Consider the following 26767-nt stretch of genomic DNA (forward strand, 5'->3'; position numbering starts at 1 on the left):
AGCGAAGTTGATATGAAAACTAAAGTTGAAAATGTTGTTGGTGCTCAAAACGTAGAGGTCAGTATCAAATTACCTTGTGAAAAATCTTTACTGGAACAATTGGAAATCATGGAACAATATACTCAAGTGCACCGAGATTCATTGAATCTTTCTAAGGAAAAGCGTGAAATTAACTGTCTTAACGTAATTTATCCTCAACTATTTAGAAGAATTGAGGATCAAGATTTAATTGCCGGAAGATTAGACTTCTTACCAATTGGGTTTGGCTGCGTTACTTCATTGGGGGGCGTCGGTCATTATTGTGTTTTTGATAAACTGGAAAAGTTCCGTGACCAATTGCAAACTGAAGAGCAAAAGGCACGTGTTGATCAATTGTATAAGTATTGGGAGGATCATGATGTTAAGGCCTTATACTGTCGGGACATTTTAACGGAGGATACAACTGGCCGATTTATTGATTGTAATTTTCCGCTAATGGCGACTGCTCGTTTAAGCGGCATGATGCTTGATTATCCGAGATTACTAAGTAATGGAATTAATGGACTAGAGAATATTGTCAGTCAAAAGCTTTTGGCTGATTCTAATAATGAATTTTTAAAGGCTTGTATTGAAGCATTTAAACTTTATAAAAAAGTCATAGATTATGAGCGGAAATCGGTTCAAAATGCGATGGTCGGTACCGATAAACATCGAATGAACCAATTGAAATTAATCGAGGCAGATTTAGCAGCTATCAGAAGTGATCCTCCGAAAACGTTTCACCAGGCAATGCAAATGATTTGGATCTATGCGTTATTAGCTGGCTGCATTAATTATGGTCGACTTGATGATTACTTAGGGCCATATCTCAAGCATGATTTAGACAATGGCGTGATTACAATGAAAGATGCCTATAATTATATGAAATCACTTTGGACATTGATTGAAAATCGCCGTACAACCGTTAACGGACGGATTATTGTCGGAGGTTATGGTCGGAAACATCCAGAAGCAGCAGATATATTTACTCGTCTTGCAATTCAGGTCACCAGGGATTGTAAATTTGTCGAACCTCAATTTACACTGAGGATAACTAAAAATACACCTGAAGATATTATTGACGCTGCTTACGATAGTATTGGTGATGGAGCAACGTACCCTACACTGTATAATGATGAAGTAAACGTTCCGGCGGTGATGTATGGAATGCGTGTTGATCGTCAAACAGCCGAACAATACGTACCGTTCGGCTGTGGTGAATTTGTTATTCAAGGACAAAGTGTTGGGACGCCCAATACGTTAATCAATTTGTTAAAGCTCTTGAATTTAACATTAAATAAAGGTATTGATCCGATGGATGGTATAAAAAAATCTGGCCCGATTAAGATAAAGAATCTATCGGAATTTAAGACTTTTATTGAATTTTATGATCAATATAAACAAGTACTGAATTATTATTTTGATTTATCAATTAAAGCACAATATTATAGTTATGATTCAATGGATAAAGAAGTTTCATTTATATTTGCAAGCATTCTTATGGATGATTGTATAGATCGTGGAAAATCCATCTTGGGCGGCGGTATCCGCTATTTAGGCGGGACAAATGAGACGTATGGCAATATTAATGCCAGTGATTCATTAATGGCTATAAAGAAGCTAGTCTTTGAAGATCACAAATATACGCTGGAAGAACTAAATAACGCTGCGGTGCATAATTTTAAAGGCTATGAAAATATTCAACAAGATTTATGGAATGTTGAAAAGTATGGAAATGATTTGGATGATGCTGATAATTTAGCTAATGATTTATTTGATTTTGTTGCTAAAGGAATCCGTCAAAGAGGTATTGAATACGGAATGCAGTACTATTTGATTGTCATTAGCAATAATCAAACAAATACAGAATGGGGAAGAAGAACTTCAGCATCGTTAGATGGACGCCACGCCGGACAATTCATGAATCCTGCCAACAATCCGCAAGGTGGCGCTGATAAAAGCGGCCCGACAGCGATGCTAAATTCAATATCACGATTTAATGCAAAATATCATGGTGGTTCGGTACAAAATATTAAATTTACACCGCGCATGTTTAATAAGGATCGTCAAATTATTCAATGCCTTTTTAACGCCTATTTTAAGAAGGGAGGTTGCCATCTGATGGTCACTGTCGTTGATAGAGGCGTTTTAGAGGATGCGCAAAAGCATCCTGAAAAATATCCTAATTTAATTGTTAGAGTAAGTGGTTTTAGCGCGGTATTTGTAAATCTAGAAAAAGATGTTCAGGATGAACTGTTAAGCAGGATGCTTTATGACGACGAAATTTCCTAAATACAAGAGCAGATTAGCCGATTTACCCGTTAGGGACGGATCCGCCTTACTGAATCGCTCTGCTTGCTTTAATTGACCGGTTTCCAAAGTTCAAACTATTGGCTTAATGGGATTTCAGAATCCTTTTCGCAAGATGGATTGGTTGCCCTGAGTACTGAATATTTCGAAAAATAATTAACTCCATAGAGTTAGGAAGGATCTTATGTCGAACCTTATGAAAGGTTGTGTTTTTAATATCCAGCGCTTCAGCATTCACGATGGGCCCGGAATCAGAACATCCGTTTTCTTTAAAGGCTGCCCGCTAAGATGTTCATGGTGTGCAAATCCGGAGTCTCAAAATCTTCATCCTGAAAAAATGTGGGATAACTCAAAAAACTCCTATTTTACTACTGGAGAATATTTGACGATCGCTGAAATAATGGTTCCCATATTAAAAGATGTAGACTACTATCACGAATCCGGGGGTGGAGTTACTGTAACTGGTGGGGAGGTACTCTTACAAACACCATTTGTAGTAAATCTTTTAAGAGAATGTAAAAAAAATAACATATCAACAGCCTGTGAGACATCGGCATATGCCTCATTACCACTTTTTAAGAAATTACTGGGAAACGTTGATTTACTCATTATGGATTTAAAGCATTATGATAGTGAAAAACACAGATCAGAAATCGGTGTTGGTAATAAAATAATTATTCAGAATTTAGATTATGCAATATCTCAGTTTAAAAATATGATATTGAGAATTCCAATCATTCCTGGTTTTAATGATTCAGTCAATGATGCTCGTCATTTTTCATTGTTTTTGAGAGAACACAAAGTAGATGCTGTGGAACTTTTACCCTTTCATCAATTCGGCAAAAATAAATATAAATTTTTAAATCGTCAGTATAAGTATAAAAATGTTAAGGCTTTACATCCCGATAACCTTATCGCATTTAGAGACATTGTTAAAAGTATGGGTATTGAGTGCAACATTGGATAAGAATTTATGTGTCTGTGAAAAAATTACTGTGTGCAAGTAGTTATATAAAATATACAAATAAGAAGCGGATTCGGTTCCTTTACCAGGAATTGAACCGTATTTTTTTTGTAGTTAAAAAAGCACAATTTATGGAGAGAAGTTGACAAGGCGTCAGTCACTGCCAACTGTCGCATAGATTCAATTCCCACGTTCGACAGCAAGTCCTCAACCACTAATTTAATGAATAAGTGAGTCAAGAGGCCGATTTGATAAGCATTGAATTTTTCACTTATTTACGAAAGGCTGTTCCGATGCTTTTTTTAGTTGAATAGTTGAATAAAGGAACGTTTCTTATTCTGTCGCGAACGCATACATAATAATTGGGCCTTTATTCCAATTTAAAGATCACACGCATTGACTTAACATAAATGGGAAGGAATTTGTGAAGAAAAATCGAATTTTCATATTGGAAAATAAACAAGGAGCGTGGACCCATGCACCGGAAACGATTCAGGCTGTTATGCATGGCCTGTGCTTTAGGCATCAGTTTAACGCTGGAGGGCTGCGGATTGACAGCGAATGATCCGAAACAGGCACAAAACGAAAACACTTCTCCATACATACCCGTTCAGGATTACGCCGGTCAGGGCTATTCTTTGCCGAACGGNGAATGATCCGAAACAGGCACAAAACGAAAACACTTCTCCATACATACCCGTTCAGGATTACGCCGGTCAGGACTATTCTTTGCCGAACGGTGAGAAGACAGGAGCGTTTGCGAAGACCCATAAGAAAGAGATCGTCGATCAGGTCAATAAATTTTTCAAAGAAAAATATCATCTGGAAGTCACGACGCACAATTTAGTCGGTGCGACCAACGCAGTTGTTGCTTATGTTGAATCAAAAGGAGAGCCGCATTTTCATACATCGGTTATTATCGGTGTGGATCTGGCCAGCCAAAAGGTGACGGGAAGCGTTGGGGCTTATGAAGGCTCAATTGAAGGGAGCATTATGAGCGGATTATACGTCATGGCGTATGAGAAGGAATTTAAGAATTTGGATCGCTTCGCGGAGTCTGTTGTGAAAAATTACCCAGTTATTGGAAAAAATAAAAAGGCAATTGATAATACGTGGGACTCTGGATTTGCTACCTCTTTTTATTATGTAACAAGTGGGAGTGGTCATTTTTCACAAATATACAATGCATATATGAGAAATCATAATATAACAACGGAAGAGCTGAGAAAATTATTTAAACAACAAAATTTTGACCCTAGTTATTTACGAATATCTTTAACCTTTTTTATGGGGGAAAAGTATGCTCAACCAGATAAAAAGATAGCTGATGCTCTTATTTACCAAGTGCAAAATTTGACAGGAATTGCTAAAGGAACCTATTCCGTGTTTGTCAATAGTAATGAAATCAATAAAATTACTGGTATTGAAAAACAATATGAAGGAACCATACCTGCTAAGAATGAGATTGTTGTAAAGGAGATGAAAAGATAGATGGGGACAATTAGTCGAGTTGTAAAAGCAAAAACATCTGACCAAGATTTGATTCATCTTAGCGGCTACTCTATTTATAAGTATCCTCCAAAGCAAGCGGAACTTAGATTTAATGGAAATTATTTTCTTGTCATTGGAACTAATTATAAGAACCTACCTTCAGGTCTTGATGCGATGGTTATTCAGGATGAAGCAACAAAAAACATTTCCATCATCTACGCAGGCACCGATCCGAACCAACCGGCCGACATCGGCTCCGACGCCGGCCTCGTGCTCAGCAGCGGGACACCCCAACAATTCAAAGACGCAGAAGCCTATTATAATAACATGAAAGCCACATACGGGCATGTTGATTTCGTTGCCGGCAATTCTTTGGGCGGCGGACTGGCCAATTATGTCGCTGTCCGAAACAATGTCCATTCGGTCACGCTTGATCCGTCGATTCTTCCGGCGAATGTTGTCGAACCGTCTGTGAATTCGGCCGCAGCGAAGCGTATGACGAATTATTTCGGAGGCTACGATCCGCTGACTCTCGGCGAGGTGGCCGGCGGTTACGGCGGCCGGATTCCCGGGGCGAAAATCAACGTGGATTTCGGCATCAGCTGGCTGACTTTTTTAACAAACAATCATACAGGCTACGTGGGCGGTACGGATCCATCCACACCGCAGGAAAACGTTCCTGTCGGTGTTCAGGGCACCCCGTCTGCCGGCCGGATTGAGTTCATGGCCGATCATCAGATTGTCACCGACATATGGACGGGGGAACCGCTGACTGCGGAGACGGTGGGCAAAGGTCAGCGGATCAAAATCGATACGGGAAGTATGGAAAAATTGTCTTCGGGTCTGAGCAATCCAATACTTTCGGGTATCCGCCAGGCCGACGGTTATCTCAACCATTCTGTCCAGACTGTTGAGAGCGAAGGAGCCCGCCTGGATGACCGGCAGGTTTCTCTGCAAAATCAGTTTAATCAGCTGCTTTATTCGACCCAGGGCATTGGTCCGTTTCTTTTGGCCTTCGATGAACTAAAAAAAATCAATCCGCGGCTGTCCGCTATTCTTGAGGATATTTACTGGATCAGCAGCCTTCCTTTGGCAGAGAAAATTCTGGAAACGGTCTCTGCCGGGCTGGAGAAAATCACCATGCCGTTGATCGGAATTCCAGCCTCGATTGCCGATCTTGACTTAAAAATGGAGGATCTGACGGTGCGTTTGATCAACCTCAGGGTGAAGGCCATTCCCTTGCTTTTCCATGGATTGAGTCAGCATTTTTTTGATGGGATTGTCGACGAATTAAAGGCCCATGACCGCATTGTCGGTAAAAATATGGATCTGCTTACCAATCAATTGTCTCGTTTCCGCGATCAGACGGATCAAGTCAGAAAAATCATGAACCAGGCAGACCGTGCGGTTGCCCGGGCATTCGAAAACGGAAGTGGCGTTCAGCAGATAACCGCGAACGTTGACTCATCTTTTCAGGGGAAAATGGAACCGTCAAACTATTTGAGAAACGGAATGACCCTTCGTAAACAGCAGCTCGAGCAAAATTTTCAAGCTTTCTCGAGAAGGGCGGATGAAGAGATCCGGCCGATTCTGAACATTTGCTTCGGGCTGGCCGGTGAGGTGATTGACTTACTGCAGACGGCGCGCACCTGCTTGACTGCTTTTTCCTGGGAAGCGGATCTTATCCGAATTCCTTTTCTGTCCTGGAATAATCAGCTGAGAGAATTTCTTTCCCAGACGAAACAAATCCTCAGCAGATCGGTGGACACCGTCGAGAATTTTAGTGAAACACTGAATCATGTGCAGCGCCATTTCTCCGATCTGATGCTCGCGTTCAAGCCTTACATCGAAACCGCCTTGTTCAACGGAACGCAATACCAGGCGGTGATCGCTTATCATCACGCGACATTGGGTATTCTTCAGGATATTCGGCTTCAGTTCAGAGATATCATTTATCAGCTGTCGGAAAACGAATCGGCGGCCATCCTGCAACTGGAGAATCATTCGAAAGCGATCTGTAACAATCTCTCCATTCTGATTGAGCAGGTTAAGCGGGGGACGGTTGTCTGAAGCAGATCGATATAGTTCTAAAGGAAGAAAAGCCATGCAGAAATCCTGAAAACTCCAGTTTTACATGATGATCACTTGTGAATTTTTAACTCCGCCGGACAAACGGATCATCGTGTTTCCTCTTTGAAAAATTACCGGCGTTCAAGTTATTCGTTGCTTCGATTGAAAAAGTCCAAAAAAGTTTCGAACTAAAATTCTATCAATAAAAATTTCTTCGATCGATTAATCATTTTTTCATCAATCCTGGATTACCGGAAAAATATATCAAAGCAACAGAAAAATTATTTCAGTGAAAGCTTTTTTACATATCAGATTTCTGCCAATGGGATCATAATACAAATTGTCATTGTCAAAAAATCCTTTAACATCAGTAATTTTTAAAACCTTGATATATGAATACAGGAATGCAGGATTAATGTGTAAGCGCATCACTACTATTCTACAAACAATCTATTATAATAAAAATTAGTTTGGATTAGTCCCGTGGCAGGGATTGCTGAGGAGGCAGAAAAATGGATTATGTTGACGTTGCGAAAGACTTGAAATTTTCAAAAGTAATTGCAGGAACAATGCGAGCCAGTCAGGAAGGCCTGAGCGGCAAGAAGATGGCCGATTTTGTCGAGCGGTGCCTGAACGCCGGTGTGACAACATTCGATCACGCCGATATCTATGGCTATTTTGAAAGCAGCCGGCTGTTCGGCGAGGCGGCACTCAGGGACAACAGCTCATTGAGGGACAGAATCCAGATTGTCACCAAATTCAATATTGTACTGCCCAGAGAAGACAACGGCTATGCTCACTACTATGATTCTTCAGTTAAGCACTTAAATGATTCGCTGAACAGATCACTGGAAGTACTGCATACCGATTATGTCGATGTCCTGCTAATCCACCGCCTCGATCCGCTGCTCAATCCGACAGAAGTGGCTGAGGCCCTGGATAGCCTGATTAAGCAAGGCAAAGTCAGACATATCGGCATCTCGAACGCCAGCTACACTTACTTCGAGATGATCAGCAAATACACTACAACGCCGCTCGTCACCAATCAGGTTGAAATCAACCCACTTTATACCGACACCTTCTTCAATGGAGTAATGGACAGTGCCCTGATTCACAACATTCCGGTCATGGCTTGGTCGCCGCTCGCCGGCAGCCGTCTAACAGGCTGCGAATTCTGTGTCCGCGAGATACTTGAACAGATGGCCCGGAAATATGGCACCGATTCGATGGATAAAATCGCCTATGCCTTCATCAATAATATAAACTGCCGGTCCCATCTGCTCGATTATCGGTTCCACCGAATTTGAAAGGGTACAGTCCGCAATCGACATGCAAAGCAATGAGCTGACGAATAAAGACTGGTTTAAGATTCTTGAGGTGGGTCGAGGGGAAGAGAGGTGCTGTAAGGGGGGATAGTAAACCTACAAAACAACAAAAAAACTTCCATGATTACATATTTGTATGTGATCCATTTGATCAAACTTTTGACTTGTAAGGACTGAGAATTATAATTTTATCAAAAATATTTTTTTCGGCGAAAATTTAAAATGGAGAGAGAAACGTATGAAAAAAAAACGTCCGTATGCGGCGCACATCCGGGAGGATGACAAAGAGGTTCAAACGGTGACGAAGCACCTTAAAAATGTGGCCATACTCGCTCAAAAATTTGCAGAGCCCTTTGGTGCAGGAGCTATAGCCTATCAATGCGGATTGGTACATGATGTTGGAAAATTCTCAGATGAATTTCAGCATCGTATCTGGGACAATGGCGAAAAAACGGATCATTCAACAGCAGGGGCACAGGAAATCTTTAAATTGTGTGGGGCCCTGCCTGCATACTGCGTAGCAGGGCATCACGCCGGACTTATGGACGGCGGAGGAAGATTTGACGACAATGAAACTGCAACGACGCTATATGGGCGACTCAATAAAAAAATAAGCAATGGGTACAAGATTTATAAGAACGAGGTGCAGCTTCAGAAGCCGCAACCGCCTCAATTAAAAATGCTTGGTCAGCATGGGTTTACACTGTCCTTTTTTACGCGAATGCTATTTTCCTGTCTGGTGGATGCTGATTTTTTGGATACGGAATCTTTCATGCAACACGGCGAAGTAAATCGCGGCAACGTTTGTAATGTAAAGCAGCTTATGGGAAAGCTCAACAGCTATATCAGCAGAAAGCACTGGATCAGTGCAAAAGAGGGACTTAACGGCAAACGCTCCCAAATTCTAAAAACGTGCATTGAAATGGGTACAATGGTGGAAAGAGGATTGTTTACTCTGACGGTCCCAACGGGTGGAGGTAAAACGATTTCATCACTTGCCTTCGCACTTCATCATGCTGTAAGACATGGCATGAAGCGCATAATCTATGTTATACCATATTGCTCTATCATTGAGCAGACAGCGGACACGTTTCGTACAATCCTTGGAGCGAAAAATGTTTTGGCACACTACTCTGGTGCACAGTATGATGATGAAGACGAAATGATTTCGCGCCAGAGTTTGGCAACGGAAAATTGGGATATGCCTGTTGTAGTGACAACCGCGGTGCAATTTTTTGAGTCTCTATTTTCGAACAGGACGTCTGCTTGCCGTAAATTGCACAGTGTGACCAATAGCGTGGTCATTTTTGACGAAGCGCAGACCTTGCCGTTGCCCTATTTAAAGCCGTGCGTAGATGCCATTGCGGAGCTTTCTGTAAATTACGGTACTAGTTGTGTGCTTTGTACGGCTACTCAGCCCGCACTGAAGCCGCTTTTTAAGAAGTATGCGCCCTCTCTTTCTACTAGGGAAATATGCCCTGACACAAAGCAATTTTATTCATTTTTCCGCCGTGTCCACTACAAACAACTTGGCGAGCTTACCGATGATGAACTGGCACAGCGGCTTAGCAATTGTAGTCAGGTGTTGTGCATTGTCTCCACCAGAAAACAGGCAAAAAATGTTTACGGCCTTTTGAATGGAAAAGAAAATTATCACCTTTCCACACTCATGACGCCTGATCATAGGCGCAATGTTCTAAATACTGTATGTCAACGTCTGAAAGACAAGTTGCCATGCCGCGTCGTTTCCACGAGTCTCATTGAGGCAGGAGTGGATGTGGATTTTCCGACTGTGTATCGCGCTTATGCTGGACTTGATAGCGAGATACAGGCAGGCGGCCGTTGCAATCGTGAGGGTAAAAATGCAACTGACGACAGCGTAGTTTACCTTTTTAAACCAGAAAACTGTTACATGAAGCACTTGCCAGATTCTATGAAACGCCCTGTACAGGAGGCCTATTGTGTGACACGTAGTGAAAATGATATAGTCGCACCGCACGTAATAAAAAAATACTTTGAGAATCTTTACCATGACACAGGCAGTGGAATTGATAAAAATAATATTGTGCAGCGTTTTGAAGACGGTAAAAATAGACATTTGGATTTTCCTTTTCGATCAGTTGCCAAAGAATTCCACATAATTGAAAACCATACAAAGGCAGTGTTGGTGCCATGCGATGAAAATAGCCGTGCAATTGCTGAACGCTTTGAACATGGAGAGTGTAACCGCGAACTTTTCCGTGAGGCCAGTCAGTATTGTGTTAACGTTTACGAAAATCATTTTAATGAATTGCATGCATCGCTGCATATCATTGATGAAAGCATGGCAGTTTTAAAGGAACTGAATTTGTATGATAGTCATACCGGTCTGAGTTTTGAGAATGACGGCTATTAGCCCCTTTTTGTAAGCACAAAAAGCCGACACGGAGGTGAGTCCGCTCGGCTTCTTTCTACACTGTAAAATACTATGTTTCAATCCACAATACCATGTTTATTGCTATGATAAAGACTGCTTCTCAGCATAACAAATGGGATTGGTAAAGTAAAGTGAAAGATCTGAATCAGATCAATTCTATTAATCCTCTTTAAAAAACTATAAAATAATTATTGATATAAAATAATAAACGATGGTAATATGGGTATATAAGTTTTCCGTGGAAAAAAGTGGTGATTAGCAGACAAATTTGACTAATTTTTTCCGAATATTTAAAAAGGAAGCGTGTGCCTTTTGAGTTACGGATTGCAGATCGAGGTCTGGGGCGACTATGCTCTTTTTACAAGACCCGAATTAAAAACAGAGCGGTTAAGTTATGACGTAATCACGCCTTCGGCTGCACGTGGTTTGATTGAATCAATCTATTGGCATCCCGGGTTGCATGTTGTCATTGACAGAATTTATGTACTTAACAAAATTGAATTCACGAGTATTCGCCGCAATGAGGTAAAAAGTAAGGTGAAGGCGTCGGATGTAAAGCGTATGATGATGGGGGGATCTGTGCCAGTGCTCTGTACAGGTGATGATATCCAGCAGCGTGCTTCCACATTGTTACGCAACGTTCACTATGTATTGGAAGCACATTTTGAAATGACGTACAAAGCAACTTCAAGTGATAACGAAGGCAAGTTCAAAGACATTTTCCGCCGCAGATTGAAAAGTGGAAAAGTGTACTCACAACCGTACTTCGGTTGTCGGGAATTTCCTGCTCACTTCAGAGCGTGGAATAGTGGTAGCGTGCCAACATGCGGTGAATCAAAAGATCTGGGCCTGATGCTGTATGATATGGACTACAGTAATCCGAAGAGTATACAGCCAATGTTTTTTCATGCTAGGATGAAAGACGGTGTTGTTCAAGTCAACGGGGAGAGAGTGTTGAAATGATCTTACAATCATTGGTAAAGCAGTACGACATTCTTGCTGCCAGAGGCAGAATCTGTCCTATAGGCTGGAGCACAGCGAAAGTTTCATATGCGCTGCAGCTTGCAGCAAATGGTTCCGTGTTTGCGATTATATCATTGAAAATTTCATCTAAAGACGGGAAAAAGGAAATACCTCAGTCGTTGCAGGTACCGGAGCAGGTAAAAAAAACCTCCGGCATTGCAGCAAACTTTTTGTGTGACAATGGCACTTATATGCTCGGAGCAGATGACAAAAGTAACCCGGAGCGTACGAAAAAATGCTTTGAAGCCGCTAAAGCGTTGCATCACGAAATTTTAGACGAAGTTGAAAGCGCAGCTGCAAAGGCAGTGCTGGCCTTTTTTGATACTTGGAATATTGACATGGCAATGGAAGATAAAGTGCTTTTGCCCTATCTTGATGATATAAAGGCAGGAGCAAATCTGATATTTCAGGTCGGCGGTAGTTCTGCACAAGAAGACGATTCGGTGAAGTCAGCGTGGGAAAAACACCACTTGGTACCTGCGGATAATGCTGTCATAATGTGCTGCTTGGTCACAGGTAAAAAAGCGCCTGTCGCCCGTCTGCACCCAAATATCAAGGGGATCAACGGTGCGCAGCCTTCTGGTGCTTCACTTATTTCATACAATGCGCCTGCGTTTGAATCTTACGGTCATGAAAGTTCTCAAGGAACAGGCCAGGGATTGAATGCCCCAGTAAGCGAGTCAGCAGCCTTTAAGTATGGCGCGGTGCTGAATTACATGACTGCCGACAGGGAGCATGTTCAACACATTGCAGACACGACGATTTTGTACTGGGCGGAGGATGCTGAGCCGCTTTGTCAGGACGTTTGGTCTGCAGAAGCATTCGGTACTGACAAAATTATAGGCGAAGAAGATTTAAGAGGCATAGTCAATGCGTTGTCTAGAGGAGGCAATATTTGTTTTAAAGGTACTGAGCTGAGGGCAGACAATTGCTTTTATGTACTTGGCTTGGCACCGAACGCTTCGAGACTTTCTGTGCGCTTTTTTTTACAGGGTGAATTCGGTACGATGTTGAGAAACCTCAATAAGCACAATAAACGCCTTGAAATAGTACGACCTGTTTTTGAGACTAGGACAACACTGCCGCTTTGGCAGCTGCTGAATGAAACGGCAAACCAGAAAGCGAAAAATAGAATGCCGCCTGCACCTATGGCTGGCGCTGTGCTAAGGTCGATATTACGGGGAACTGATTACCCAGTGTCACTTTTTGAAAATATTATGTTGCGCATACGGACAGAACATAATATCAAGTGGCAGAAAGCAGCCATCCTAAAAGCCTATTTTTTGAAAAATCGAGGAATTAGAGTGCCTGAGGAGGTATTGCAAGTGGAACTGAACGAAAAGAGTGATTATCTGCCATACATACTTGGCCGCCTTTTTGCAGTACTTGAAAAAGTGCAAGGGGACGCGAATCCCGGTATCAAAGCGACTATAAGGAATAAATATTTTAGCAGCGCTAGTGCAACACCAGGAACAATCTTTCCGCTGCTTTTGGGTCTGTCACAGCATCACCAGCGAAAGCTTCCTGACGGTTCAAAGATTTATTACGACAAAATGATCAGTGAACTTGAGAACTGTATACAGGAAACACTGCCGATTCGCCTTTCATTGCAAGAACAGGGCGCGTTTTATCTTGGATACTACCATGAAAAGCAAGCACTCTACACATCTAAAAATGAGGAGAACAAATGATAATGAGTGAACCTATACAGAATCGCTATGAATTCGTAATACTTTTTGATGTGGAGAACGGTAATCCTAACGGTGATCCAGACGCGGACAATATGCCACGCATCGACCCCGAGACAGGTCTCGGCCTTGTGACTGATGTATGCTTAAAACGCAAGATACGCAATTATGTAGAAACGGTCAAAGAGGATGAACCTGGCTTCAGGATCTACATTAAAAAGCGTGTACCGCTTAACAGAAGCGACAATGAAGCTTTTGAAAAAGTTGGTATTGAAAATGCAGCAGAATTGGCTGTTAAAGACAAGAAAAAATTCAACCAATTATTAAAAGAAGCTAACAAAAACAATGACATTGACAGAGTTATACGCGACTATATGTGCAGTAAATTTTACGATATACGCACTTTTGGAGCAGTCATGACAACTATGGTTAAGGGTGCACTTAACTGTGGCCAGGTGCGTGGACCGGTTCAACTTGGTTTTGCACATTCCGTTGATCCTGTAATTCCGAGGGAAGTCTCTATTACTCGTGTTGCCATTACAACGGAAGCTGATGCTGCGAACAAGAGCAACGAAATGGGGAAAAAATACATTGTCCCTTACGGCCTTTATCGCTGCGAAGGCTATGTTTCCGCCAATCTTGCGCGCAAAACTACAGGATTTTCCGAAGCTGACTTGCAACTTTTCTGGGATGCGGTAATAAACATGTTTGAGCATGACCGCTCCGCCGCGCGCGGTCAGATGGCAGTACGAAAACTAATTATTTTCAAGCATAGCAGCGAACTAGGTGACGCACCTGCGCATAAGCTTTTCGACCTTATTGAAGTCAATAAAAATGACAACGTGACTGTGCCGCGCAGTTACAGCGATTATACGGTTACAGTTAACGAGTCGGATCTGCCGACAGGTGTGTCATACGAGCAGAGAGACTAAGAACTAATGCAATAAAGCAAGTGTTATTTTACTAAAACTCAAGACATCAAAAACAGTTTTGCCTCATAATAAGAGAGCAATGCAAAAATAAATGCATGAACACTGATAACTTGGTACCATTAAATCCCAAATCTCAATTAATCGAGAGATGTTCATATTATGAAAGGAGTATTTACAGAAGTATTTAAAGATGAACATTACCTAACTGAATTCTCAACATTTTACGATCACAGTATATTAATTATCAGTTAGGACAGCGAGCTGACTTTTTCGAAGTGCTCAGGTAAAGGCCTCAAATATATAATGTATTATTAGGAATAATGGGGAGTATGCATTGATGACTCTATGCAAAAAGCGCCGATATCTCTAGGCACCAGCACAACGGAAGAGAGAAGGAGAAACGAGACACGATATTTTGACTAATGGGACTGGGTTTCGCTGCCATCGTCGTACCGAGACTAACCGTCATGACAGGGTCGAGCCTGTACTGAAATCCTGTTGGTCCTATTTCCAAAGGACTCAAAACAAGATTCATCAAGATGAGTAAATAGAATAAGCAGAAAAAAGTCTGGAGACTCTACTGGTAAGATCCTTCCAGACTTTTCTATAGAATTTCAACTTTTGCAATCTAAAAATTCAGCTGAATGCTGAGTATTTCACGTTCCATTGTCTGTGACTTAGAAAATCTGGCGATGAAAATACATCACTTTAGATTATATCTTTCCCCTTACAACCTGGAATCCCGGAGAATTATACTCAGGTGACTGATTTATTATTGCAATTTAACAGCGAATAGAATTGACTAATTCAAAAATAAACGCACACCCTAACCATTGAATTACCTCTCATGTCGACTGTCTCCTTAGAAAATTGACAAAGTATGACACTTAGTAAAAAAAGTTTGAGAAATTAGTTCTATTTTGGAGGATTTTGTAATCAATATACAGAATTTATCTAATGTAAGCGTATAATATAAAACGTTTATGTATTTTTGAAAAGAGTGAGAGGCGTCATGTCAAGACAATTTGTTGCACATTATCGTGAAAGTGATAAGTGCCCGCAAATGGTCAGAGATCATTTGCTCGAAGTGAAACAACTTGCCGAATCCTATGGAACGGAGTTAAAAATAGCCCACATTACCGGATTGGCTGGGATGCTTCACGATCTTGGAAAATATACGGAAGCATTTCAAAATTATTTATGGCTGGCTGTCTTCCATCCGGAAGCAGCGCCGCGGCGTGGGTCAGTTGACCATGCTAGTGCAGGAGGAAAACTTCTTTATGAAGTTTTCCATGAAAAAATTCCAAGAGATAAATTTAAAATGATACTGGCTGAAATTGTCGGCAATGCAATTATTTCTCATCATTCCTATTTACACGATTTTTTAAATGCATCATCTGAATCTCCATATTATCAAAGAGTTACAAAGGACGAGGATGCATTACCCGAATATTCAAAAGCAAAAGATCACTTTTTTCATGAGATTATGACAAAAGAAAAACTGAGTAATTATGTTGATCTGGCCATCAATGAACTAAAAGCTTACATAATGGAAAACAGCAAAGGCAATGTGATGGAAAAATTAACTTTATTAAGTCGTTTCGTATTCAGCTGCCTGATTGATGCAGATCGAACGAACACACGCTTATTTGAAGGAAACGATACGTTGATTCAAACGGATGCTAATAAATTATTTATCAGTTACTATAATAAGTTGGTCGATCACTTAAATACTCTAAATCAAAAACCAGAATCTAATACGCCAATTAATCGATTGCGTGCGGAAATGTCAGAACAATGTGATCATTATGCATGCAGGCCCTCAGGAATCTATACACTGTCCATACCGACAGGAGGAGGAAAAACACTTGCCAGCCTCCGCTATGCGCTAAAACACGCCCGGCTGTTTGGGAAGAAGCAAATTCTTTATGTTGTGCCCTATACAACCATTATTGAACAGAATGCAGAAGTAATCCGTAAAATATTGGATGACAATGAGCACATTCTCGAGCATCATTCGAATGTAGTGGAAAGTAATAATGAAAATGACATTGAAACGGAAGATGGCACTTTAACTGTACAGGAAAAGCTGGAATTGGCAAAGGATAACTGGGATTGTCCGATTATTCTAACGACAATGGTTCAGTTTTTAGATACTTTTTATCAACTGGGTTCACGAAATATTCGCCGATTGCACCATTTGACACAGGCGGTTATTGTTTTTGATGAAGTTCAAAAAGTACCGATTCACTGTGTTGCACTCTTTAATCATGCATTGAATTTTTTAAACAAGTTTGGCCAATCCAGCATCCTGCTTTGCACCGCGACGCAACCGGCGCTGGATTTTGTTCATCATCGTCTGGAAATCAACAATAACGGGGAAATTGTCAGTCGGCTGGATCAAGTAGTTGATGCTTTTAAACGGGTAAAGATCGTTGATCGATCATACCGTGAAACATTTGACAATGAGAAACTGGCTAACTTTACTGGAGAATTATTGGGGAATGTTCGCAATGTTCTTATCATTTTAAATACACGCTCGACTGTACGATCGTTATATCAAATATTGAAAAGAAAATATTTGAAGCTAGGAATACGAGTTTTTCATTTAAGTACGTCCATGTGTGCGGCGCACAGAGAAAGAATATTGGGGGACATTAAGAAGTGCCTTGATCCTCATAGCAAAGAAAAGATTATTTGTATCAGCACTCAATTAATTGAAGCGGGTGTCGACATTAGCTTTGAATGTGTGATACGATCACTGGCCGGACTGGATTCAATTGCCCAAGCAGCAGGTCGATGTAATCGAAACGGCGAGTACGGCGGATTGCGCAAGGTTTATATCATTGATCATAGTGAAGAGAAACTGGATTCACCTGCATTGGAAGAAATAAGAAAAGGTAAGGCCGTTGCCAAAAACATTCTGGCTGACTTGCATAGCAATCCCTCCAACTATGGCGGCAGTGTGCTATCGAAGTCGGCGATGGATCGGTATTTCCAGGAGTTTTTCACAGAAATGAATACAAAATTGGATTTTAATCTTCCTGATCTGGGACTAACCATGACCCAATTATTATATGCCAGTCGGGACAGCAGTTATTTAAAAGCCTATAAAGAGACACATAATAGTAAAACTCTGCCTCTTGTTTTACTTAGCAGCCTGCGCACAGCTGCGGAAAATTTTTATGTCATTAAAAATATGACAAAATCTGTAATTGTTCCTTATAGCGAAGGGGAAAACCTTATTGTGCAATTAGGCAGTGCCAGGTCCATAGACGATTTGGGCGGACTGCTAAGAAAAGCACAACATTATTCAATTAATGTATATGATCAGGAACTGCGACAATTGGAACAGGAAGGTCAGCTAGCATTTTATTTGGATGGACAAGTTCTTGCATTGAAGGAATCAGCCTACAGTAATGAATACGGACTTGATATCAAAGGGGAAAGCGGGTTTGATATTCTAATACATTAAAAACCTATTAAATATTAATAGGTTTTTAATAACAAACAATATACTATATTTTTCAATCCGCGCTGATAAACAGCGATATGGTTATTATAGCATTTTTGCTTTTAATCGTGCATTGTGTGGTCAAATGAATTAAACGATATAGTATATGAACTTTACATTTTCATAAAAAAGTGATATTCTATTTTTGGAAAATTAAAGAAATGATTTGTCCAGGCAAAGTGATTTTAGAATCACAGAACAGTCATAGTAATCCGGAATAAAGGCAAATAATAGCAAACTCTTATCTTTGCAGTCAAGACTTAATTAAAAATAGGTGAACTATAATGGACGGTAAAAAATACCCTTGATGTTTTCCCCTTTTAGGGCTAATCAATTCTTGGAGGTGAAAAAATGAAAAATTCATATGAATTTGTAGTATATGGTTCTTATGCACTGTTTACCGATCCTTTAACAAAAATAGGCGGAGAAAAATCAACTTATCAGATACCCACTTATCAAGCGCTAAAGGGCATAGCTGAAAGCGTTTACTGGAAACCGACCATTATTCATTATATTGATGCCGTGCGAATTATGAATGTTATTCGAATGGAGTCTAAGGGAATCCGTCCAATAGAATATGGCGGAGGGAACACGTTAGCTAATTACACATACTTAAAAGAACCCAAATATATTGTTAAAGGTCATTTTGAATTTAACATGAATCGGCCGGATCTGGAGTCTGATCGTAACGAGGGCAAACACTACAGTATTTTTCAGCGTGCTCTTAAAGCGGGAGGGCGCCGGGATATCTTTTTGGGGACCAGGGAATGTCAGGGTTATGTCGAACCATGCTCATTCAATGAAGGTACCGGATATTACGATTATAGGGATGAAGAAATTTATTTCGGCACCATGGTTCATGGTATCTCGTATCCGGATGAGACAGGCAGAAATCAGTTGGAAGTACGGCTATGGAAGCCTGTGATGAAAAGGGGTGTCATCAAATTCATTCGTCCCGAAGAGTGTACAGAAGTCAGAAAAGTGAAAGAAATGACGCCGAAGAAGTTTGGCCCTGAAGACATAGAAACGGCTGATTCCCTGCTTGATACTTTGGAAAGGGAGGCTATGCGTTGAGCTGTTTATTGAATTTGTATGAAACCTACGAGGCTAACCAAGACTTTGTCGGGAAGATAGATTATATGCATAATGGACAGGCTTTTACTCTTCTTCCTATTTCCCATACGACACAGACAGCTCACATAGAAGTTGCCATTGCGGAGGACGGGTCGTTTCATACGGCACATGTTATTGAAAAAAGTGATCGTGACACAATAATTCCTTGTACGGAAGACTCTGCCAGCCGAGCCGGTGCCGTAATTGCCCCTTATCCGCTTCATGATAAACTTAGCTATGTTGCTGGAGATTTCGTTGCTTTTGGCGGAAAAGTTAAAAATAAGGAAGATACTCCTTTCTCAAGTTATATTAATAATTTAAAAAAATGGACGGATTCTCCTTACGCTACGCCTCAGGTAAAGAGTATCTATACTTATTTAAGCAAAGGACGATTGATTAGAGATTTGATTGCGGAAAAGGTTCTCTGGATTGACGAAAAAGGTCAATTAATTAATAAGTGGAATGATAAATATAAACATTTGTGCGGAGATAAAAAACCGGATATTTTTTCAGCGGCAGTCTCCGGTCAGAATAGTGCTTTTGTCCGTTTCACCGTTTATTCGGAAGAGAAGTCGCTGCCTAAGGTTTGGCTGGATAAAAAAATGTATGATTCGTTCATCTATTTTTATAATGATCAGCTCAATGAACAAGATCTCTGCTTTGTCTCCGGACAGTGGCTCCCGTCGACGGAGAAACATGCCAATAAAATAAGGAATGCCGGAGATAAAGCCAAATTAATTTCTGCCAATGACACGAGCGGATTCACCTATAGGGGACGATTTAATAAGAGCCATGAGGCGGCAAGTATCAGTTATGAAGTATCACAAAAGGCGCATAATGCTCTGAAATGGCTGATTCGCCGTCAGGCAAGGATTGTTGATAATCGCGTTTTCCTAGTTTGGTCGAATCATGATGATAAGGTGCCCAATCTTGAGGACGATATCTATGATATCTCTCATCTGGGTGAAGAGACTGAGGATCCAAGTGCATTTACGAACAACGAATTTGCCAATGAATTTAAGAAGGCCATGGGCGGCTATCAGAACAAGCTGGATCCTAATGCAAAGGTCAATATTCTTATTCTTGATTCGGCAACAACAGGGCGTCTTGCCATTCTTTATTATCGTAACATGCAACAGGAAATTTATTTAAATAACTTAATAAATTGGCATTCACAATGCGTCTGGCGGCATGATTATCGAAAGGGGAAGGATAAGCAGCTCCCTCCGTATTTTGGAGCCCCGGCGAACAAGGATATAGCGCATGCGGTTTATGGATCCAAAGCAAGCGATAAAGTGATTAAAGAAGTAATGGAACGTTTGATTCCATGTATTGTAGATAAAAAAAATATTCCAAATGACCTTGTTCGTTCTGCTTTTTATCGGGCCAGAAATCCACTATCTTTTGACAACAATTGGGAATGGGAAAAAACATTAAGTATCACTTGTGCACTAATTAACAAGCAAGTATATGAAAAAAACGGGAGGGGATTAACTGTGGCGTTGGATGAACAGAATACAGACAGGAGTTATTTATTTGGCCGGCTTTTAGCAATAGCAGATGTGCTTGAACATCGTGCACTTAAATCTGAAGAGTGGAGATTAAGTAATGCAATGCGTTATATGAATGAATTTTCCGAGCATCCGGAGCGAACATGGAAGGTCATTCAATCCAGCCTAGTCCCTTATCAGGGACGGCTCGGACGGGCTGGATGGTATTTGACACAATTAATAGATGATGTTGCAGCCAAAATAAGTTTTAATGATTTTGATAATCAATCATTGACAGGAAAATTCTTACTCGGATTTTATAGCCAGCGCTACCAATTGTATCAAAAAAAGAGAGATACGGATTCTGTTGCTGCAGCCAATTAATATTAATGTGAAAATTTATTGACTAATCGTAAAAAAATGATAGATAGGAGAGATTCTGATGAGTACTCTTGATCACAAAATTGATTTTTCGGTGATACTGACTGTTAATAAGGCTAATCCCAATGGAGATCCATTGAACGGAAATAGGCCAAGACAGAACTATGAAGGCTATGGAGAAATTTCCGATGTAGCAATTAAACGCAAAATAAGAAACCGCCTACAAGATATGGGAGAATCTATTTTTGTACAGTCCAACGACCGGACGTCCGATGAGTATGGAAGCCTTCGTGAACGTGCGGATGGTAATGTTGAATTAAAGGAAATAGCAAAAGAGAAAGATAAAACAGATGAAGATTATGCAGCGGCAGCCTGCAAGGAATGGATTGATGTAAGAAGTTTTGGGCAAGTTTTTGCCTTCAAAGGCGGAGCGGGGAAAGGTGTGTCAGTTGGAGTCCGCGGACCGGTAACTGTGCAAACAGCAGTGAGTGTCGTTCCGATTGATATTTCCAGCATGCAAATTACAAAAAGTGTTAATTCCGAGCCAAGCGAAGGAAGAGGATCAGACACTATGGGAATGAAGCACCGTGTAGATTTCGGTGTCTATCGATTTAACGGAAGTATCAATACCCAGTTAGCTGAAAAAACGGGCTTTACCAATGAGGATGCGGAAAAAATAAAGCAGGCACTTATTTCCCTTTTTGAAAATGATGCCTCTTCTGCCCGTCCTGAGGGTAGTATGGAAGTTCATAAAGTTTACTGGTGGGAACATAAAAGTAAACTTGGTCAGTATTCCTCCGCAAAAGTGCATCATTCTCTGGAAATAAAGCCCACTGAAGATGTGCCTAAAAATATTGGCGAATATGAAATTACACTTGCTGAATTGGATGGACTGGAAGTCAAGGTATTCGATGGCCGCTAATGAAAATGAAGAAGATAACTATTTAATGTTATCGGGCATCCAACATTTTCAATTTTGCAGACGTCAATGGGCACTGATTCATATTGAACAGCAATGGAGCGAAAACGTTAAAACTGTTGAAGGCCAGTTTCTCCATCGCCATGTGGATGATCCCTTTTTTCGAGAAAAACGAGGCGATAAACTTATTGTCCGTGCGATGCCTGTAAAATCCCGTCAATTAAGAATTACAGGGATTTGCGATGTTGTTGAATTTATTAAAGATGAAAAGCACGGCGTTATGATCAATGGGATGAGTGGAAAGTATACAGCCTACCCTGTTGAATATAAGCGCGGTAAACCTAAAGTGGATGAATCGGATGTTTTACAACTTACTGCACAGGCGATGTGCCTTGAAGAAATGCTGCTCTGTAAAGTCGATAAGGGTTACATTTTCTACAATGAAATAAAACACAGAATTGAGGTAGACTTGACCGATCTTCTCAAATCAAAGGTAACCTCTATGATTAACGAAATGCAAGATTATTATCAAAAACAATATACACCAAAAGTTCGAACAGGACCATTCTGTAAAAGCTGTTCACTTCAAAATATTTGTCTGCCCAAGTTGATGAAGAAACGCTCTGTAAAGAGTTATATAGAAGGGAAAATCTACGAATGAAAAAACTTTTGAACACCCTATATATTACTCAGCCAGATACATATCTCTCCTTGGACGGTGACAATATCGTCTTATCAAGAGAACGAGAGAGTATCGGCAGACTGCCTCTTCATAATTTGGAATCTATTGTTACTTTTGGATATGCGGGGGCAAGTCCCGCTTTGATGGGGTACTGCGCTGAACGAAACATTTCAATTTCCTTTTTGACTATGAATGGTCGTTTCCTTGCCCGTGTCATTGGGAAAAGCAGAGGTAACGTCATCCTTAGAAAAAGACAGTATCGGGTCTCGGATGATGAGCAGGAGTCAGCGGCGATTGCTAAAAATTTTATTGTTGGAAAAGTATATAACCATAAATGGATTTTGGAACGGATGACTCGCGATTACCCTCTGAGAATTGATGTTTCCAATTTTAAACAAGTTTCGAGAGATTTATCCCAGCTCATTAAAGCGATACATGAGTGTAATGATTTAGATCGATTGAGAGGACTGGAAGGACAGGCAGCGACTAGTTATTACAATCTATTCGACAGCATGATATTGCAGCAGAAAGATGATTTTATTTTTAAGGGGCGATCAAGAAGACCTCCGCTGGACAATGTGAATGCCATGTTGTCATTTGCCTATACATTATTGGCTAATGATATGACTTCAGCACTTGAAGGAGTAGGAATGGATGCATATGTCGGATTCTTGCATCGGGATCGTCCGGGAAGAGCGTCTCTTGCACTTGATATGATGGAAGAACTCCGTGGTGTATATGCGGATCGATTTGTTCTGTCTCTGATTAATAAAAAAGGAGTTCACGGCCATGATTTTTTGAAAAAAGAGAATGGGGCTGTCATTATGACAGACGAAGCCAGAAAGGGATTTTTGACGGCATGGCAGAACAAAAAGCAAGAAAAAATTACCCACCCTTTTCTTGGTGAAAAAATTTCATGGGGTTTAGTCCCCCATGTTCAATCCTTATTACTGGCCCGATTTTTAAGAAACGATTTTGATGAGTATCCACCGTTTTTATGGAAGTAGGTGATGGACATTGCTGATACTTATTACTTATGATGTCAGCACAGTAACGAGTGCTGGCCAAAAAAGATTGAGAAAAGTAGCTAAGATCTGCCAAAATTATGGACAACGTGTTCAGAACTCTGTTTTTGAATGCATTGTTGATGCTGCCCGATTCGCTGCTCTTAAAATAGAACTTTCCCGTGTTATTGATAAAGCTCAAGATAGTCTCAGATTTTATCAACTGGGAAAAAACTATAAAAATAAGGTTGAACACGTTGGTACCAAAGAATCCATTGATATAGAAGGACCATTACTTTTCTAGTGTCTGGTGCGAATGTTTAGCTTACAGTTTTTTTAGGAATCCTTCGCACCAATTATATTGTATAAAAATTTGTATATATTACAAAATAATCCATTTTTATTTTAAATAACTGCATTAATAAGCGCGATTTCGTGAAATGTCGACTTTGTTTTCTTTATATTCACTGAAAATCGCCGTCGCACTCTTCATGAGTGCGTGGATTGAAATGGATCTATAAGCACATCAAGAACCAGGCGGATGAGTCGCACTCTTCATGAGTGCGTGGATTGAAATCAGATCACGCATGACTGTGCAGGCGATGGGATATAGTCGCACTCTTCATGAGTGCGTGGATTGAAATGCCTCCTGCGCCAGAATTGTCATCTTTCCAAGCCGTCGCACTCTTCATGAGTGCGTGGATTGAAATCCGCCGCCGCTGTTCCGGTTGCCGCTGTTCCCGGTCGCACTCTTCATGAGTGCGTGGATTGAAATATCCAGCATTTTGTGATACTGCCGAGCGACACGGGGTCGCACTCTTCATGAGTGCGTGGATTGAAATTTAACTAATTTGCAAACATCCACCAGATCAACACGTCGCACTCTTCATGAGTGCGTGGATTGAAATAAGGTCCGGCCGGTACAAACGGTCAGACCCCATATGTCGCACTCTTCATGAGTGCGTGGATTGAAATTGAACGGTTTGGTTGGCCGAATACGTTTTTTGCCGTCGCACTCTTCATGAGTGCGTGGATTGAAATAAATCGATCAAATGGGTTCGGCCGCATATCAAGCGTCGCACTCTTCATGAGTGCGTGGATTGAAATATATCTCCAAAATAATCACTAATGCCGCTGTCAAGTCGCACTCTTCATGAGTGCGTGGATTGAAATCCTGCATAACGGTGAGCTGACATCAAGCGGCCTTGGTCGCACTCTTCATGAGTGCGTGGATTGAAATGAACAACAACCCGATCACCATATCGAGTGTCAACGGGTCGCACTCTTCATGAGTGCGTGGATTGAAATTGAGCAAAAACAGCGAGTGCCGTCGCCGTATCCTGTCGCACTCTTCATGAGTGCGTGGATTGAAATTCATTTTGTGATGAAAGGCTGATAGGCATGAGAGGTCGCACTCTTCATGAGTGCGTGGATTGAAATACGGGAAAAGTCGGGCTCATGGCCTATCGGGATCAGTCGCACTCTTCATGAGTGCGTGGATTGAAATGCCGAAACGCATGAGTACATTGAAATCCTGAACGGTCGCACTCTTCATGAGTGCGTGGATTGAAATTGAATGAGGTCAAGCATGACCAAACTGTCCTTGCCGTCGCACTCTTCATGAGTGCGTGGATTGAAATGAATCGTGATGCCCCCGGTGCCCGCGCACATATCGTCGCACTCTTCATGAGTGCGTGGATTGAAATTAAGCGAAACGGATTATACTGAGGGTCGTCATGAGTCGCACTCTTCATGAGTGCGTGGATTGAAATACCGATTGGAACCGGGCAAAACGGCCGGAAGAAACGTCGCACTCTTCATGAGTGCGTGGATTGAAATTCTATTCCGCCCCCCCTAAAATCCCTGTGCTAAGTCGCACTCTTCATGAGTGCGTGGATTGAAATATTTGCTAATGAAAGCCGTACAGGAAGCATCACAGTCGCACTCTTCATGAGTGCGTGGATTGAAATAGCATCCGCTTGAGCGGCGTGACGACGTTTCTCCGGTCGCACTCTTCATGAGTGCGTGGATTGAAATTTTAAGCCGGTATATCTTGCTTCGGAAACAGTTGTCGCACTCTTCATGAGTGCGTGGATTGAAATCACTTGAGCGGTGCCGAGTCTATACGTACAATCGAGTCGCACTCTTCATGAGTGCGTGGATTGAAATATCGGCAACAGTTTTATATTCGTCGGTAAGCGACTGTCGCACTCTTCATGAGTGCGTGGATTGAAATCCCGGTGAGAAGTTGAAATATTAATTGACATAACGTCGCACTCTTCATGAGTGCGTGGATTGAAATTCACATCAAGCGGTACGACTTTTGAAACAGTCAGTCGCACTCTTCATGAGTGCGTGGATTGAAATAAGAGTGCCAGCACTTTGTCCCGGTCTTCATCAGTCGCACTCTTCATGAGTGCGTGGATTGAAATGGGGGAACCCGATCCTAGACGTTTGCCTGTTTGCGTCGCACTCTTCATGAGTGCGTGGATTGAAATGAGGTCCCATAGTCAACGCCGATAAAGTACCGCTGGTCGCACTCTTCATGAGTGCGTGGATTGAAATGAATTTCAGGGAGCTGAGTTTAGATATGACAAGATGTCGCACTCTTCATGAGTGCGTGGATTGAAATACAAATGTGGTAGCAAGGGGCTGGACGATGTACGAGTCGCACTCTTCATGAGTGCGTGGATTGAAATCTCACGATATGGAAGAAACACTGGTTCACGAATTGGTCGCACTCTTCATGAGTGCGTGGATTGAAATGATACATTGTATAACCTTTTTGTTGAAGGAACAGGGTCGCACTCTTCATGAGTGCGTGGATTGAAATCTCAGCGGCCATTTTGAGAACATCCGGGATAAATTGTCGCACTCTTCATGAGTGCGTGGATTGAAATCGGAAGACTGTATAGACATTTTAGACGTGATCGAGTCGCACTCTTCATGAGTGCGTGGATTGAAATCGTAGCTCGGGAGCAAAACGTTTGTGTATTTTGGTCGCACTCTTCATGAGTGCGTGGATTGAAATTTCTTGACAATTTGAAGGCATATGCTTATAACAAAGTCGCACTCTTCATGAGTGCGTGGATTGAAATGACGGTTGAAGAAGCGGTTGATTTTGCGAAAAACCGTCGCACTCTTCATGAGTGCGTGGATTGAAATATAACGCATAATTCCGTATTTATTTTCCCATTCGCGTCGCACTCTTCATGAGTGCGTGGATTGAAATTTTTAATACTCTCCTCTGTCCGGAGTCCCCAAAAAGTCGCACTCTTCATGAGTGCGTGGATTGAAATGGAGCAATTGAAATAATTATATCCGGAAGTTCTAGTCGCACTCTTCATGAGTGCGTGGATTGAAATGCACTCACCCTGAAGGTTATTATTGCTAAACTGGGTCGCACTCTTCATGAGTGCGTGGATTG

At 41.3% G+C, this 26767-nt stretch carries 16 protein-coding genes and 1 CRISPR repeat array (1 of these 17 only partly in view); all 16 genes read left to right on the plus strand.

What is annotated here, in order from left to right; translation table 11 throughout:
* The first annotated feature begins 12 nt into the window (after nt 1-12).
* A complete protein-coding gene (locus tag OYT88_RS05440) occupies nt 13-2310 on the plus strand; it encodes a pyruvate formate lyase family protein (RefSeq protein WP_274398436.1) in 2298 nt (765 codons plus the stop codon).
* Between the two features lie 202 nt (nt 2311-2512).
* Nucleotides 2513-3295 carry a glycyl-radical enzyme activating protein gene (locus OYT88_RS05445; RefSeq protein ID WP_274398437.1) on the plus strand — a complete coding sequence of 261 codons (783 nt, stop codon included), beginning with the start codon at nt 2513-2515 and terminating at the stop codon, nt 3293-3295.
* A 558-nt stretch (nt 3296-3853) separates the two neighbouring features.
* Entirely contained in the window at nt 3854-4783 is a 930-nt protein-coding gene (locus OYT88_RS05450; RefSeq protein WP_443217493.1) for a DUF1672 family protein, read from the plus strand.
* Nucleotides 4784-6853 (plus strand): SA1320 family protein, encoded by a 2070-nt coding sequence (locus OYT88_RS05455; protein ID WP_274398439.1) that lies wholly within the window; start codon nt 4784-4786, stop codon nt 6851-6853.
* Between the two features lie 512 nt (nt 6854-7365).
* Nucleotides 7366-8160, plus strand: coding sequence for an aldo/keto reductase (locus OYT88_RS05460; protein ID WP_274398440.1), 795 nt, complete (start codon nt 7366-7368; stop codon nt 8158-8160).
* A 256-nt stretch (nt 8161-8416) separates the two neighbouring features.
* Nucleotides 8417-10573 carry a CRISPR-associated helicase Cas3' gene (gene cas3, locus OYT88_RS05465; RefSeq protein ID WP_274398441.1) on the plus strand — a complete coding sequence of 719 codons (2157 nt, stop codon included), beginning with the start codon at nt 8417-8419 and terminating at the stop codon, nt 10571-10573.
* 333 nt (nt 10574-10906) lie between these two features.
* On the plus strand, nt 10907-11557 hold the full coding sequence (gene cas5c, locus OYT88_RS05470) for a type I-C CRISPR-associated protein Cas5c (RefSeq protein ID WP_274398442.1): 651 nt from the start codon (nt 10907-10909) through the stop codon (nt 11555-11557).
* On the plus strand, nt 11554-13308 hold the full coding sequence (gene cas8c / locus OYT88_RS05475; protein WP_274398444.1) for a type I-C CRISPR-associated protein Cas8c/Csd1: 1755 nt from the start codon (nt 11554-11556) through the stop codon (nt 13306-13308). Before cas5c (OYT88_RS05470) ends, cas8c (OYT88_RS05475) begins: the two co-directional genes overlap by 4 nt.
* 2 nt (nt 13309-13310) lie before the next feature.
* Nucleotides 13311-14237 (plus strand): type I-C CRISPR-associated protein Cas7/Csd2, encoded by a 927-nt coding sequence (gene cas7c, locus OYT88_RS05480; protein ID WP_274398445.1) that lies wholly within the window; start codon nt 13311-13313, stop codon nt 14235-14237.
* 1012 nt (nt 14238-15249) lie between these two features.
* On the plus strand, nt 15250-17712 hold the full coding sequence (gene cas3 / locus OYT88_RS05485; RefSeq protein ID WP_274398446.1) for a CRISPR-associated helicase Cas3': 2463 nt from the start codon (nt 15250-15252) through the stop codon (nt 17710-17712).
* A gap of 390 nt (nt 17713-18102) precedes the next feature.
* On the plus strand, nt 18103-18825 hold the full coding sequence (cas5c, locus tag OYT88_RS05490) for a type I-C CRISPR-associated protein Cas5c (protein ID WP_274398447.1): 723 nt from the start codon (nt 18103-18105) through the stop codon (nt 18823-18825).
* Entirely contained in the window at nt 18822-20738 is a 1917-nt protein-coding gene (cas8c, locus tag OYT88_RS05495) for a type I-C CRISPR-associated protein Cas8c/Csd1 (protein WP_274398448.1), read from the plus strand. Before cas5c (OYT88_RS05490) ends, cas8c (OYT88_RS05495) begins: the two co-directional genes overlap by 4 nt.
* A gap of 58 nt (nt 20739-20796) precedes the next feature.
* The gene (cas7c, locus tag OYT88_RS05500; protein ID WP_274398450.1) at nt 20797-21657 is read left to right on the plus strand and encodes a type I-C CRISPR-associated protein Cas7/Csd2; all 861 of its coding nucleotides are present in this window, start codon (nt 20797-20799) and stop codon (nt 21655-21657) included.
* Nucleotides 21647-22315, plus strand: coding sequence for a CRISPR-associated protein Cas4 (gene cas4, locus OYT88_RS05505; RefSeq protein ID WP_274398451.1), 669 nt, complete (start codon nt 21647-21649; stop codon nt 22313-22315). The genes cas7c (OYT88_RS05500) and cas4 overlap by 11 nt, the downstream gene beginning before the upstream one ends.
* The gene (cas1c, locus tag OYT88_RS05510) at nt 22312-23343 is read left to right on the plus strand and encodes a type I-C CRISPR-associated endonuclease Cas1c (RefSeq protein WP_274398453.1); all 1032 of its coding nucleotides are present in this window, start codon (nt 22312-22314) and stop codon (nt 23341-23343) included. Before cas4 ends, cas1c begins: the two co-directional genes overlap by 4 nt.
* Nucleotides 23344-23353: 10 nt before the next feature.
* Entirely contained in the window at nt 23354-23644 is a 291-nt protein-coding gene (gene cas2, locus OYT88_RS05515) for a CRISPR-associated endonuclease Cas2 (protein ID WP_274398454.1), read from the plus strand.
* Between the two features lie 175 nt (nt 23645-23819).
* Nucleotides 23820-26767: a CRISPR direct-repeat array (repeat unit 32 nt; unit sequence GTCGCACTCTTCATGAGTGCGTGGATTGAAAT) (it continues 26885 nt past the right edge of the window).

This window comes from Sporolactobacillus sp. CQH2019 (genome assembly GCF_028765345.1).
Taxonomy (GTDB): Bacteria; Bacillota; Bacilli; order Bacillales; family Sporolactobacillaceae; genus Sporolactobacillus.